This window comes from Vibrio nigripulchritudo ATCC 27043 (genome assembly GCF_000222685.1).
Lineage (GTDB): Bacteria > Pseudomonadota > Gammaproteobacteria > Enterobacterales > Vibrionaceae > Vibrio > Vibrio nigripulchritudo.
The window spans coordinates 114,566-129,986 of record NZ_AFWJ01000001.1 but is presented as its reverse complement, the minus strand read 5'-3'; the positions used below and the strand labels follow the sequence as shown (position 1 = coordinate 129,986).

Annotated in this window: 7 protein-coding genes; all 7 read left to right on the top strand. The window is 49.3% G+C overall.

Annotated features, from left to right (window positions below; all coding sequences use genetic code 11):
• The first annotated feature begins 533 nt into the window (after nt 1-533).
• The 7 genes from gltB (RH89_RS00520) (at nt 534) to RH89_RS00490 (ending at nt 15,414) form a co-directional block, all read left to right on the top strand.
• Nucleotides 534-5,075, top strand: coding sequence for a glutamate synthase large subunit (gltB, locus tag RH89_RS00520; RefSeq protein ID WP_004397820.1), 4,542 nt, complete (start codon nt 534-536; stop codon nt 5,073-5,075).
• Entirely contained in the window at nt 5,075-6,544 is a 1,470-nt protein-coding gene (locus tag RH89_RS00515) for a glutamate synthase subunit beta (RefSeq protein WP_004397819.1), read from the top strand. Before gltB (RH89_RS00520) ends, RH89_RS00515 begins: the two co-directional genes overlap by 1 nt.
• A 381-nt stretch (nt 6,545-6,925) precedes the next feature.
• On the top strand, nt 6,926-11,389 hold the full coding sequence (gene gltB, locus RH89_RS00510; protein ID WP_004397817.1) for a glutamate synthase large subunit: 4,464 nt from the start codon (nt 6,926-6,928) through the stop codon (nt 11,387-11,389).
• A gap of 14 nt (nt 11,390-11,403) precedes the next feature.
• Entirely contained in the window at nt 11,404-12,816 is a 1,413-nt protein-coding gene (locus tag RH89_RS00505) for an FAD-dependent oxidoreductase (RefSeq protein ID WP_004397816.1), read from the top strand.
• Nucleotides 12,817-12,899: 83 nt separating this feature from the next.
• On the top strand, nt 12,900-13,337 hold the full coding sequence (locus tag RH89_RS00500; RefSeq protein WP_004397815.1) for a DUF1499 domain-containing protein: 438 nt from the start codon (nt 12,900-12,902) through the stop codon (nt 13,335-13,337).
• 210 nt (nt 13,338-13,547) lie between these two features.
• Nucleotides 13,548-14,528 carry a PKD domain-containing protein gene (locus tag RH89_RS28535; RefSeq protein ID WP_004397814.1) on the top strand — a complete coding sequence of 327 codons (981 nt, stop codon included), beginning with the start codon at nt 13,548-13,550 and terminating at the stop codon, nt 14,526-14,528.
• A gap of 193 nt (nt 14,529-14,721) precedes the next feature.
• Nucleotides 14,722-15,414, top strand: coding sequence for a response regulator transcription factor (locus RH89_RS00490; protein WP_004397813.1), 693 nt, complete (start codon nt 14,722-14,724; stop codon nt 15,412-15,414).
• The last annotated feature ends 7 nt before the right edge of the window (nt 15,415-15,421 follow it).

The following is a 15,421-nucleotide window of genomic DNA, read 5'->3' as shown; positions in this document are numbered from 1 at the left end:
GTGTCATATGAACAAAAAAACATCAAACAAGAATCATTCTCATCTGTGTAATTAAATTACAAAACACCGAAAATTATCACCATATTTTAGAAGCACGAAAAAGCTGGATTACGGACAAAAATCAATAAAGATGCAGAAAACACAGGAAAAAGTGCAGATGTTATCGTTTTGTTAAGCTAAAACTGCATAAATCCGCTGAAAAAATGTGCATTTCAAGTAAACTTTGAATGGCTTTTGCCATTACAAAAATGTAGGATAGTTACACAAATCACGTTTTTTTGAGCAATGTCGGCCAAATAAAGAACGCGAATTAATCGGAAGATATCCACTCCCCTCAATACAAACGCCTAATAATCAGGCAATTCACGATGGATATCACCAAGGAATAGTGTTCTTCGCTAATTAAACTTCCGCGAAGAGCAGAAAGGAATCAAGACCATCAACACCGATGGTTTCGAGTTCAAAAATATAAAAAGGAACAGGTGCGTTTGCGCGAGTAAGTTGCGCCTGTAAAAAACTGGAAGGATGTATCTATGGTAGATAGAGAGCAGAAGACACAAGGTCTTTATACTCCTGAACTGGAGCATGATGCTTGTGGTATCGGTTTTGTCGCTCACCTAAAAAACCGTAAATCTCATGAAGTTGTTACTCAAGCTCTAGACATGCTTGCTCGCATGGAACACCGTGGCGGTCAGGGTTGTGACCCTTGCTCTGGTGATGGTGCGGGTATTTTACTTCAAAAGCCTCACGAGTTTCTGTTAGAGGAAACCGTCAAACAAGGCATCAAACTCCCCTCTTTTGAAAAGTACGGTGTGGGTGTTGTTCTGTTTCCTAAAGATGAGCATAAACGCGCTCAGTGTCGTGACATTCTGGAACGCAATGCGAAACGCCTGGACTTAGAAATTCTTGGGTATCGTGTTCTTCCTGTCGACAACTCAATGATTGGTGCGGATCCACTCAGCACAGAGCCTCAGTTTGAGCATGTGTTTGTCACTGGTGGTCCTGGTACAACACCAGACGAGCTAGAGCGTAAGCTTTACGTGCTGCGTAACTACACCGTTCGTGTGTGTCTGGAAAGCGTGTCAAACATTGGTGATGATTTCTACATCAACTCCATGTCTTGCAAAACCATCGTCTATAAAGGTCAGCTAACAACAGAGCAAGTACCTCAGTACTTCCTGGACCTTCAAAACCCGACTATGGTTACCGCGCTTGCCCTTGTGCACTCTCGCTTTTCTACCAATACCTTCCCGAAATGGCGCTTAGCTCAGCCTTTCCGTTACATTGCCCACAACGGTGAAATCAACACGGTTCGCGGTAACCTGAACTGGATGAAAGCGCGTGAAGCCATTTTGGAATCTGACCTGTTTACTCAGGCAGAGATCGACATGCTTCTGCCTATCTGCCAGGAAGGAAGCTCGGATTCATCTAACTTCGACATGGCGCTTGAGCTCCTGGTCCTTTCTGGTCGTAGCTTGCCTCATGCGTTAATGATGATGATCCCTGAAGCATGGCAAGAAAACAAAAACATGGACCCAACGCGTCGTGCGTTCTACCAATACCACGCTAACGTGATGGAACCGTGGGACGGTCCGGCTTCTGTTTGTTTCACCGACGGTGTTCAGGTAGGTGCCACACTTGACCGTAATGGTCTGCGTCCATCTCGCTACACAGTTACAAAAGATGACTTCCTTGTGATGGCATCGGAATCCGGTGTAGTAGAAATCGAACCTGAAAACGTTGAATTCCGTGGTCGTCTGCAACCTGGCCGTATCTTCGTTGCTGACCTTGAAGAAGGTCGCATCATTTCTGATGAAGAAGTGAAAGACGGCATCGCCAACGCGCAGCCTTATGAGAAGTGGGTGGACGAAAACCTGCTTAGCCTTAAGAAGCTTCCAGACGCGAGCAACGAATTTAACCAGCCTTCTCCAGAGAAACTACTCCACAAACAACAATCGTTTGGTGTGAGCTCGGAAGAAGTGAACGAAATCATTGTTCCAATGGCAAAAGATGGCAAAGAGCCACTCAGCGCCATGGGAGCAGACTGGCCGCTGGCTGTGCTTTCGCACCAGTCACAGCACCTGTCTAACTACTTTAAGCAGCTATTTGCTCAGGTAACCAACCCACCAATCGATCCGATTCGTGAGCGTATGGTCATGTCTTTGAATACCTACCTGGGTAAAGATCAGAACCTGCTGACAGAAACACCTGTTCACTGTCAGAAGGTAGAGCTGGAATCTCCGGTTCTTTCTAACTCTGAACTTGAAAAGCTGCGTGCTATCGATAACGAGCACCTGCAAGCGAAAACGCTGGATATCGTATTCCAGGCGAATGAAGATGCGGGCAAACTTGAACGTGCACTAAAACGTATCTGCCAATACGCAGAAGACGCGGTTATCGACGGTTACTCCATCATCCTGCTGACTGACCGTGCAGTGAACTCAAACCACGCTGCAATCCCAGCAATGCTGGCTGTCGGCGCCGTTCACCACCATCTGATTCGCAAAGGTTTACGCGCTAAGTGTGACATCGTAGTGGAAACGGGTGACGCGCGTGAAACGCACCACTTCGCCACATTGGTTGGTTACGGTGCAAACGCTGTGAACCCATACCTTGTTGTTGAGACAATGGTAGAGCTGCAGCGCACTAAGAAACTGGATCCAGAAGCCAGCATCAGCGACCTGTTCGAGAACTACCGCAAAGCCATTAATGGCGGTCTGCTTAAGATCTTCTCTAAGATGGGTATCTCGACACTTCAGTCTTACCACGGCGCTCAAATCTTTGAAGCTCTGGGGATCAGCAAGTCTGTGGTCGAGAAATACTTCACAGGTACCGTCACTCGTATCGAAGGTCTCACCATCGATGACATCGCCAAAGAAGTTTTGGTTCGCCACCGTGTAGGTTACCCGACCCGTGAAATCCCGGTTCAGGTTCTGGATGTGGGCGGCGTTTATCAGTGGAAACAACGTGGTGAAAAGCACCTGTTTAACCCTGAAACCATCTCATTGCTTCAGCAGTCGACTCGCAACAAAGATTTTGCTCAGTTCAAGCAATACGCAAGCGCGGTTGATGCACAAGGCGACAACGCTGCCACATTGCGTAGCCAGCTCGACTTCGTGAAAAACCCGGCAGGTTCGATTCCTGTGGAAGAAGTGGAACCAATCGAAAGTATCCTTAAGCGTTTTGCTACAGGTGCAATGTCGTTCGGTTCTATCTCTTACGAAGCACACTCAACCCTAGCGGTTGCGATGAACCGTATCGGTGCGAAATCCAACTCTGGTGAAGGAGGTGAAGACCCAGCACGTTTCGAGCGTAAGAAAAACGGTGACTGGGAACGCTCTGCTATCAAGCAGGTAGCTTCTGGCCGTTTCGGTGTCACTTCTTACTACCTGACCAACTCGGATGAAATCCAAATCAAGATGGCTCAGGGCGCGAAACCGGGTGAAGGTGGTCAGCTACCGGGCGATAAAGTAGACGACTGGATCGGTGCGACTCGTCACTCCACTCCGGGCGTCGGTCTGATTTCTCCACCGCCACACCACGACATCTACTCTATCGAGGATTTGGCGCAGCTGATTTACGACCTGAAAAACGCTAACCGCGCAGGTCGCGTCAATGTGAAGCTGGTATCCGAAGCAGGCGTAGGTACGATTGCCTCTGGTGTTGCCAAAGCAAAAGCCGACGTGGTTCTTATCGCTGGCTTTGATGGCGGTACTGGTGCTTCACCAATGTCCTCTATCCGTCACACGGGTCTTCCGTGGGAACTGGGCTTGGCAGAAACTCACCAGACGCTTCTGAAAAACGGTCTGCGTAACCGTATCGTGGTGCAAACCGACGGACAGATGAAAACGCCACGTGACCTTGCCGTTGCGACACTTCTGGGTGCAGAAGAATGGGGCGTGGCGACAGCCGCTCTGGTTGTAGAAGGCTGTATCATGATGCGTAAGTGTCACAAAAACACCTGTCCAGTGGGCATCGCGACTCAGAACAAAACACTGCGTGAGCGCTTTGATGGTCGTGTTGAAGACGTTGTTACCTTCTTCCAGTACATGGCTGAAGGTCTGCGTGAAATCATGGCTGAGCTTGGCTTCCGTACTATTGATGAAATGGTTGGTCAGTCTCAGAAGCTGAAAGTACGCGACAACATCGCTCACTGGAAATACAAGAACCTAGACCTCACGCCAGTGTTGCACATTGAGCAAGCGCGTGAAGAAGATGGTGTATTCAACCAGAAAGAACAAAACCACAATCTTGAAGAAGTACTGGACCGTAAGCTGATCGAACTGGCGCAGCCTGCGCTGGAGTTTGGTGAACCAGTCAGCGCAGAGCTGAAGATCATCAACACCGACCGTAGTGCCGGTACCATGCTGTCTAACGAGATTTCTAAAGTCTACAAAGACCAGGGTTTACCACAGCCAATGCACGTTAAGTTCAGTGGAAGTGCGGGTCAGTCATTCGGTGCCTTCCTTGCCAAAGGTGTGAAGTTTGAAGTCGAAGGCGACGCAAACGACTACTGGGGAAAAGGCTTATCTGGCGGTACTTTGGTGCTATACCCAGACGCGAAATCCAGCATTGTTGCAGAAGACAACATCGTTGTCGGTAACGTATGTTTCTACGGCGCGACGTCTGGCGAATCTTACATTCGCGGCATGGCGGGTGAACGCTTCTGTGTGCGTAACTCCGGTGCCAAAGTCGTTGTTGAAGGCGTGGGTGACCACGGCTGTGAATACATGACAGGTGGCGTCGCGGTTATCCTTGGCTCTACAGGTCGTAACTTTGCGGCGGGGATGAGTGGCGGTGTTGCTTACGTTTGGGATACAGCAGGTGATTTCGAAACCAAGCTCAACCCAGAACTGGTCGACCTAGACCCAATTGAACAAGAAGACGAAGACTTGCTGCGTGAGATGCTCACTAAGCACGTTGAATTCACAGGAAGTGAAGTTGCTCAGTCTTTCCTTGATAACTTCGAAGCCAGCTTAGCCACCGTGGTGAAAGTTATGCCACGCGACTACAAAGCGGTACTTCAGAAGCGTAAAGCGGAAGCAGAACAAAACCAAGAAGTGGAGGCAGTGTAATGGGTAAGCCTACTGGATTTTTAGAGCATGGTCGTGAGCTTCCAAGAAAGCTCGACCCTAGCGTTCGTATTGAGAACAACAAAGAGTTTGTGCTGAACGAAGAGTTCGGCACCAAAATCAATACTCAGGCTTCTCGTTGCATGGACTGTGGCGTGCCGTTTTGTCATAACGGCTGCCCGATTGGCAACATCATTCCTGAATTTAACGATGCGGTTTACCGCGACAGTTGGGAAGAGGCGTGGAACATTCTAAGTTCCACCAACAACTTCCCAGAGTTTACTGGTCGCGTCTGCCCTGCTCCTTGTGAAAGTGCGTGTGTATTGGGCATTAACCAAGACCCAATCACCATCTGTAACATTGAGAAAACGATTGTTGAAACAGCCTACCGTGAAGGTTACGCCAAGCCGAAAACGCCTCGCTCGCGTTCGGGTAAAACTGTCGCCATTATCGGAAGTGGTCCTGCTGGTCTGTCTGCTGCTGAGCAGCTAAACAGCGCAGGTCACCTAGTGACGGTATTTGAGCGTGATGAAAAAGTCGGTGGTCTGCTGCGCTTCGGGATTCCTGATTTCAAACTCAGCATGTCTGTTATTGATCGTAAAATCGACCTGATGGCAAAAGCGGGCATCAAGTTTGTTGTGAATGCGCACATTGGTGTCGACATCAACGCAGTTCAGCTACGTGAAGATTTCGACGTGGTTCTGCTGACCGGTGGTTCTACCGTTCCACGCGATCTACCCGTTCCAGGTCGTGACCTGAAAGGCGTGCATTTTGCGATGGAGTTCTTAGGTCAGAACAACCGTCGTGCAAATGACATGGATCTGAAAACCGAAGAAATCCACGCCAAAGACAAACACGTTGTCGTGATTGGTGGTGGTGATACAGGTTCTGACTGTGTGGGTACTTCTAACCGCCACAAAGCAGCGAGCATCACTCAGGTAGAAATCATGCCGATTCCACCAGAGAAGCGCCCTGCAAACATGCCATGGCCTCAATACCCGATGATCATGCGTACTTCAACGTCTCATGAAGAAGGCTGTGATCGTCATTGGAATATCCTCACCAAAGAGTTCATCGGCAACGATGATGGTCAGGTAACAGGGCTTCGCATTGCAGATATCGTCTGGAAAGACGCTAAAGCGGGTGAGCGCCCAACGTTTGAAGAAATCGCAGGCAGCGAGCGCGTGATCCCTTGTGATCTGGCGTTCCTGGCGATGGGTTTCCTACACCCTGAACCAACCGGCGTTCTAGCACAGCTCGACATCAAACTGGATGATCGTGGCAACGTCGCGACTCAGGATTTCCAGACTAATCAAGATGGTGTCTTTGCTGCGGGCGATATGCGTACAGGTCAGTCATTAGTTGTTCGTTGTATCAACGAAGGTCGTGAATGTGCGCGTGCTATCGATGAACACCTGATGGGTAACACTAACTTAGAAGCGAAAGCGGATTCTTTGATGCTTTCAGTATAAAAAATAGGGAAAACTGTTCTCGGTTTTCCCAACTCCTTCCTGAACTTTGCCAGCACACATGTGCTGGCATTTTTTATGCCTATTTTTGTAAATTAATTGTTAATGCAATTATCATAACTCTTTGTTTGTAAAATATTTAAATGGCATAAAACTCCAAATTTCACCCTTATTTCCGACAAATCTCCAATAACTTGACGTTTTCTATCATTAGCTATAGGTTGTGAAGTTGGTGAAAACAAAATGACACCGCAATGTTAATAAAACAGAGAGTTTGGCAACTATAATAAATGGGTGAGAACACCCGACGCCCACTCCATATAACTATAAAAATAAGTTACACACATCCCTTACCAGGAAGGTAGGAAGCAAAGGGAGAATGCAATGGCTCTTTACGATCCACGTCTTGAAAAAGACAACTGTGGATTCGGTTTGATCGCCCATATGGAAGGTCAGCCGAGTCACAAACTTGTCCGCACGGCTATCTCAGCCCTCGACAGAATGACACACCGTGGTGGTATCGCTGCCGATGGAAAAACCGGTGATGGCTGCGGACTTTTACTTCAAAAGCCAGATTCATATCTGCGCTTAATCGCCCAGGAAAACGGTTGGAACCTAGGTAAACAGTACGCGGTTGGTATGATTTTCTTCAGCCAGGACACCGCAAAAGCACAACAAGCAAAAACCATCATCAATGAAGAGCTGGCTAAAGAGACGCTCACCATTGCAGGTTGGCGCGATGTGCCCACCAATACCGACGTGTTAGGTCCTATCGCAACAGAATCCGTTCCAACGATTGAACAAGTCTTTATATCAGCGCCCGCAGGTTGGCGCGAGCGTGATATTGAACGCCGCCTCTACATTGCCCGCCGCCGCATTGAAAAACGCATTACCGACGATGACGACTTCTACATCTGTAGTCTGTCCACTCAGGTCATCGTTTACAAAGGGCTGTGCATGCCTGCGGATCTGCCTCGTTTTTATCTCGACTTAGCCGATCTGCGCATGGAATCTGCGATTTGCCTGTTCCACCAGCGTTTCTCTACTAATACACAGCCTCGCTGGCCACTGGCTCAGCCATTCCGTTATCTGGCACACAATGGGGAAATCAACACCATTGAGGGCAACCGCCAATGGGCACGCGCACGCGCCTATAAGTTTTCCTCTCCTCTCTTGCCGGACTTGCAAAGTGCCGCTCCGTTCGTGAACGAAACAGGCTCGGACTCTTCCAGTCTGGACAACATGTTGGATCTCTTCCTGGCTGGAGGAATGGACGTGTTCCGCGCCATGCGCATGCTGGTGCCGCCTGCGTGGCAAAACCACCCAGATATGGACCCTGATCTCCGCGCTTTCTACGATTTTAACTCCAAACACATGGAGCCTTGGGACGGTCCGGCCGGCATTGTTTTGTCTGACGGTCGTTACGCTGCCTGTAATCTAGACCGTAACGGTCTTCGCCCCGCGCGTTATGTGATCACCAAAGACAACCTGATCACCCTTGCCTCAGAAGTGGGTATCTGGGATTACGCTCCCGATGAAGTGTCCGAAAAAGGTCGCGTTGGTCCCGGTGAGCTTTTAGTCATCGACACCCGCAAAGGCAAGCTGTGGCAATCGTCTGAAATCGACAGCGATCTCAAGAGCCGCCACCCATACCGCGAATGGATGGACAACAACGTTCACCGCCTGACGCCTTTTGCTGAGCTAAACGAAGAAGAAGTCGGTCAACGCAGCTTTGATGCCGATGAGCTTAAGGTTTACCAAAAGCAATTTGCCATGAGCAACGAAGAAGTTGATCAGGTCCTTCGGGTGCTCGGTGATATGGGGCAAGAAGCCGTCGGCTCTATGGGTGATGACACCCCTATGGCAGTACTTTCCTCCAAAGAGCGACTGGTTACCGATTACTTCCGCCAGAAGTTCGCTCAGGTCACCAACCCACCGATTGACCCATTGCGTGAAAAACACGTGATGTCACTGGCCACCAGCGTTGGTCAGGAAATGAATGTGTTCTGCGAAACCGATGGACACGCTCACCGCGTGGCATTTGATTCACCAGTACTTCTCTACTCAGACATGCTCCAACTGCTTGAGCTGAGCGACGAACACTACCGCAATACTATTCTGGACATCAGCTTTAACCCTGATGAAAAATCTCTGGAACAAGCCATTCTGGACTTGTGCGATCAAGCAGAAGAAGTCGTTCGTCAGGGTACGGTACTGGTGATGCTGTCTGACCGAGACATTCAAAAAGGCAGATTGCCGATCCCTGCTGCTATGGCAGTCGGGGCAGTACAAACACGCCTTGTCGATGCCAACTTGCGCTGCGATGCCAACATTCTGGTGGAAACCGCAACCGCCCGTGACCCACACCAATTTGCGGTGTTGCTAGGCTTTGGGGCGACTGCGGTTTACCCGTATCTGGCATACGAAGCGCTGGGTAAAATCATTGACGATGGCGCACTGGATCGCACCTATGGTGAAGCGATGCAGAACTACCGCAACGGCATCAACAAAGGTCTGTACAAAATCATGTCCAAAATGGGCATTTCGACCATTGCATCGTACCGTTGTTCGCAACTGTTTGAAGCCGTGGGTTTACACCAGGACGTGGTCGACCTGTGCTTTAAAGGTGTCACAACGCGAATTCAAGGGGCGTCGTTTAGCGACTTCCAGCAAGACATATATAACCTTTCACGCAAAGCCTGGGCGAAACGCAAGCCTATCGACCACGGCGGCCTGTTGAAGTTTGTGCACGGCGGTGAATTCCACGCCTACAACCCTGATGTGGTCGGCACCCTGCAAACCGCAGTGAAATCGGGTGAAGCGTCGGATTACCAATCCTACGCCAAACAAGTCAACGAACGTCCGATTGCCATGCTTCGCGACATGCTCAAGTTGAAAAAAGCCGATAAACCTTTGCCACTGGAAAAGATTGAGCCAAATACTGAATTGTTCAAACGTTTCGATTCTGCGGCCATGTCGATTGGTGCGCTCAGCCCTGAAGCTCATGAAGCCTTGGCGATGGCGATGAACCGTTTGGGTGGTTACTCCAACTCAGGTGAAGGTGGTGAAGACCCACGTCGATTTGGCACCGAGCGCAACTCGCGAATCAAACAGGTGGCATCCGGTCGCTTCGGTGTTACTCCTCACTACCTGACCAATGCCGATGTATTGCAAATCAAAGTCGCACAAGGGGCGAAACCCGGTGAAGGCGGTCAGCTTCCAGGTCATAAAGTGACGGCAGAAATCGCCAAACTGCGTTATTCCGTACAGGGTGTCACCCTGATTTCACCGCCGCCTCATCACGACATTTATTCGATAGAAGATTTGGCTCAGCTGATCTTCGACCTGAAGCAGGTTAACCCAAATGCTTTGGTGTCCGTCAAGCTGGTGTCTGAGCCGGGTGTCGGCACCATTGCCACAGGAGTTGCTAAAGCGTATGCCGATTTGATCACCATTTCCGGATACGACGGCGGCACCGCAGCCAGCCCACTGACCTCGGTTAAATATGCAGGTTGCCCTTGGGAGTTAGGCTTGGCCGAAACCCAGCAAGCGCTGGTCGCGAATGGGCTTCGCCACAAAATTCGCCTGCAAGTAGATGGTGGATTGAAAACCGGTCTGGATGTAGTGAAAGCCGCCATTCTGGGTGCAGAAAGCTTCGGCTTTGGCACTGCTCCTATGGTCGCCATGGGCTGTAAGTTCCTGCGCATCTGTCACCTGAACAACTGCGCCACTGGCGTAGCAACGCAAGATGAAACCTTGCGCAAGCAATACTTCAAGGGCTTACCCGATATGGTGGTCAACTACTTCACAGGATTAGCCGATGAAGTAAGAACCATCATGGCAGAGTTGGGAGTGGAAAAACTCACCGACCTGATTGGTCGTACCGACTTGCTGGAAGCAGTAGAAGGTATGACGGCTAAGCAAAGTAAGCTGGACTTGTCTGGCATTCTGGAAAAGCCAGTATCGCAGCAAGATCACCCAGTGTACTGGACGCAGCCAAATACTCCATTTGATAACGCCGCGCTCAATCAGAAAATCATGTCCGATACCCTAGCGGCTGTTGAAGCGAAGCAAAGCGCCAGCTTCTACTACGATGTGATCAATACCGACCGCTCGGTCGGAGCGCGACTGTCGGGTGAAATCGCAAAACGTTACGGTAACCAAGGCATGGCATCCACTCCGGTTAAGCTGCACCTCAATGGCACAGCAGGTCAGTCGTTTGGAGTATGGAACGCTGGTGGTGTTGAGCTCTACCTCACTGGGGATGCCAACGACTACGTAGGCAAAGGCATGGCTGGCGGTAAGATTGCCATCAAGCCGCACCTGGGCACGGCATTTACCTGTAACGAGGCCACCATCATAGGTAACACCTGCTTGTATGGTGCCACAGGCGGCAAGCTGTTTGCGGCTGGTAAAGCTGGTGAACGTTTTGGCGTTCGAAACTCTGGCACCATTGCCGTTATTGAAGGCGCAGGCGACAACGCTTGTGAATACATGACAGGCGGTGTGGTCGCGATTTTAGGCGCAACAGGCGTAAACTTTGGCGCAGGTATGACTGGCGGCTTTGCTTATGTTCTGGACACAAACGACGACTTTGCAGGGCGTGTGAATAACGAATCGGTCGAAGCCATTTCTCTGGCGGATCTCTATATCCATCAAGAGCATTTGAGAGGATTGATCGCTGAGCATCTGGACGAAACAGGTTCTGCCCATGCAGAAAACATTCTGGCGAATTTTGATGAGTGGATCCCTAAATTCTACTTGGTGAAACCGCAAGCCGCTGACCTGAGAACATTGCTCGGTCACCAAAGTCGTAGCGCAGCTGAGTTGCGTGTTCAGGCACAGTAAGCAGGGAGAGATTCATGAGCCAGAACGTATACCAATTTATTGATGTAAAACGCGTAGACCCAGCTAAAAAGCCGCTTAAAGTACGCAAAATTGAGTTTGTAGAAATCTACGAACCTTTTACCAAACAGCAAGCGACCGCACAGTCGGATCGCTGCCTGGACTGTGGTAACCCCTACTGTGAGTGGAAATGCCCGGTTCACAACTACATTCCGCAATGGCTAAAACTCGCCAATGAAGGGCGAATTTTAGAAGCGGTGGAGCTGTCTCACCAAACCAACAGCCTGCCAGAGGTATGCGGGCGAGTATGCCCGCAAGATCGTCTGTGTGAGGGTTCTTGCACTCTCAATGACGATTTTGGTGCCGTCACCATTGGTAATGTTGAGAAATACATCACCGACAAAGCCTTTGAAATGGGCTGGAAACCAGACATGTCTGGGGTGGAATGGACAGACAAAAAAATCGCCATCATCGGCGCTGGACCTGCTGGTCTCGCCGCCGCCGATATTCTGGTGCGTAACGGCGTAAAACCCGTGGTCTTCGACCGCTACCCAGAAATCGGTGGTTTGCTGACGTTTGGTATCCCTTCCTTCAAACTGGAAAAAGGCGTGATGGAAAATCGTCGCCGAGTCTTCAGCGAGATGGGTGTGGAATTTCGAATGAACGTTGAAGTGGGGAAAGATGTTCAACTTCAGGAACTGGTGGATGATTATGATGCCGTTTTCCTGGGGGTCGGAACCTACAAAAACATGCGCGCCGGGCTAGAAAACGAAGACGCACCGGGCGTATACGACGCCCTGCCTTTCCTTATCTCCAATACCTACAAAGTTATGGAACTCGAAACCGATGACCCGTTTGTCGATATGGCTGGCAAGCGCGTGGTGGTCTTGGGTGGTGGTGACACTGCTATGGACTGTGTTCGTACTTCCGTTCGTCAGGGTGCCAGTAACGTTATCTGTGCCTATCGTCGAGACGAAGAAAATATGCCCGGCTCTCGCCGTGAAGTGAAGAACGCCAAAGAAGAAGGCGTTAACTTCATGTTCAACCTTCAGCCGTTGGGTGTTGAAGTGAACAAAGAAGGCAGAGTTGTCGGGGTAAAAGTCGTTAAAACAGCGTTGGGTGAACCAGACGAAGCTGGTCGCCGCCGTCCAGAACCTGTGGCTGGCAGCGAACACGTATTGGATGCCGATGCGGTGATCATGGCGTTTGGTTTCCAGCCACACAAAATGAGCTGGCTTGAACCGTTTGGCGTGGACTTAGATCAATGGGGTCGAATCAAGGCGCCCGCGGATCAAGAATTCCAGTTCCAGACCTCGAACAAAAAGATCTTTGCTGGCGGCGATGCCGTAAGAGGGTCTGACTTAGTGGTTACTGCCATAGATGAAGGTCGAAAAGCGGCAGAAGGCATTCTGGATTTCTTAGAAGTTTAACTCGCCATTTCCACACCACTTCATTAACCTAAAAGCAAAGAGCACCAAGCTCTTTGCTTTTTTATTATAAGGAGAATGCTTCCATGAAAACTCTCGGCGTCCTATTCGGCTCTCTTGTTTTCCTTACTGCTTGCAGCCAAGAACCCACCTCGATTCCAGACCGAACTGCACATCCATGTGGTGACAGCCCGAACTGTGTGTCCACCATTGAAGAGCGCGAAGATTTTGCGATTAAGCCGTTTAAGCTCACTTCTGCGGATGTCACCTTGGAACAAATCGAAGCACTGGCGTTAACCATGCCGGGCTCAGTCACTGCCACAAAAGATGGCGACTACATACGCCTTGAGTATACCAGCGACTTCTTTGGTTTTGTCGATGACTTGGAAATCAAAGTCAGCGATGGTTATTTAATTGTTCGCTCCGAGTCTCGAACCGGGCATTCCGACTTTGGCGTAAACCGCGAGCGCGTGGACGAGCTGCGTAAAATCTTGCTTGAGAAAGGGCTCATTCACTCTCACTAACCCCTTTTTACGATACCCGATAAAACGATTTGTGACCGTCATGGACACAAATCGTCCAACAACTGCTAACGAATATTCAATCTATTGAGCACAAACTGATTACCGATAAATCAGCCCGAGAATTGCGCTCAAGTCTCCCCCCTATCCTGATACTTAACGACTTGTTTTGATGCGCATTTCCTCGGTTAGTCATTACAAAAGGAATCGTTTATGTTGAATGCGTTAAAAGTGTCTGCGTCTGCCATCTTGTTGATTTTAACGGGCTGTGGATTGGATTCGGAACAGGTGAAAAAACAGGAGAAGCCCACGGTGAATGCGGGTGCAGACCAGCAAATTGTTCTCCCAGCTAACAGCATAATATTGCGTGGCAGCGCAAAGTCTGAGCTCAGTATCTACAAGATTGAATCGCTAGCCTGGACTCAGGTCTCAGGTCCCCAACAACTCAGCATTCTCAATGCGGATACGCTCACCGCAACCGCTATGAACCCAAATATTGCAGGTACTTACGTATTTCAACTTCTCGCTCGCGACAGTGGCGACCGTACCAACAGCGATCGTGTGAAAGTGATTGTTCAAGAAAACAATGCTTCAAACCCTGCCATTCGATTTTCATCCGAATACTCGATAGGAAAAACTCAAAACCGTGAATCGTTTGAAAACGAATGGCAAACCGTTGCAGACCAGTACTCCCATCGCGGGCAACTTGATGAGCAATGGCAATCCATGAATAAGCAATACAACGAAGGCGCCACTCCTGATCCAACACTTGAACCATATCTAGTGTTTTACCGTAAGGGCTCTGATGGTGTCATTCATTTCCGAAACCTGAACGCCGTCGATCTCTCTTCTCTCAAACAACAGGTCGAGAGTGCGCTATTCAAGCTCACGGATACCCCTTCGATTACACTAGACTTTTCGATGAGTGGCAAAGCAAATGATCAGGTCTTACTGACGCTTATTGAGGTACTGAGAGGCACTCAAACTGCGGAAATTATCACACCAGAAGAGTCTGGCTTATCCAATACTCAAGTTCGTGTTCAACCAAACGGAATCCATCAAAACCTCACCTTTACAGGTGGCAAATTGGCGGATCACCTTTCTCACCTTTTTGAGTACTCCGAGCTCACCTTGCCAAACCCAACAGTTCAACATGAACCAACGGGTGATAAATCTCAGATTGCATTTCACTAATAACGTGAAAAACAGCTCCATCACTCCATGACCAATGAGTGTCATACCCCCTGAATCCTTGCCCCAGCCATTCGCTGGGGCATTCTTTTTCAGTTATTTTCCAGAATTCAAACATAGTTCACTCCACCCACCTTGCAAAAAATGGGGAAATTGAAGAAAGTATTTAGTCATTAGGTTTCATAGTGGGGTAATAATGGAAAAGAAAGTGGTCTTAATCGTCGATGACAGCCAAGAGATACTCGACGCATTAAGCGAATACCTTGAACGTTCCAACTTTTCTGTCTTAACCGCTATGGATGGGGAGCAGATGTGGGAATTACTCAAATCTCATACCCCTGATTTAATCATTTTGGACATTATGTTGCCTGGCGATGATGGTCTTACGCTTTGCCAGAAGATAAGACAAGATTCTCACGTTCCTATCATTATGCTCACCGCGGTCACTGACGATGCAGACAGAATCGCCGGGCTGGAAATCGGCGCAGACGATTACATCACTAAATCGTTCAACCCACGTGAACTGCTGGCAAGAATCAAAGCGCTTCTGCGCAGGGTTACCTTTAATGCCGATCAAACGGAAAGGAAATTGAAGTTTTTAGACTGGACCTTCGATACGTTGAAAAGGCAGTTAAGACACGACGATGGTCAGCTGGTTTCCTTGTCTGGGGCGGATTATTGCTTACTTTCTCTTATGCTTGAGCAACCCAATCGCCTGCTAAGCCGTGACGAAATAGCACAAGCTCTTTGGGGACGCGATGCCGAACCCATGGAGAGGGGCATTGATGTTCAAATCAGCCGGCTGAGAAAACAGTTAAGAGACGAAAGCCGCAATATTATTTTAACTGTCCGTAACCGCGGGTACATGCTGGTAATAGATTCCAAATGATGCATAA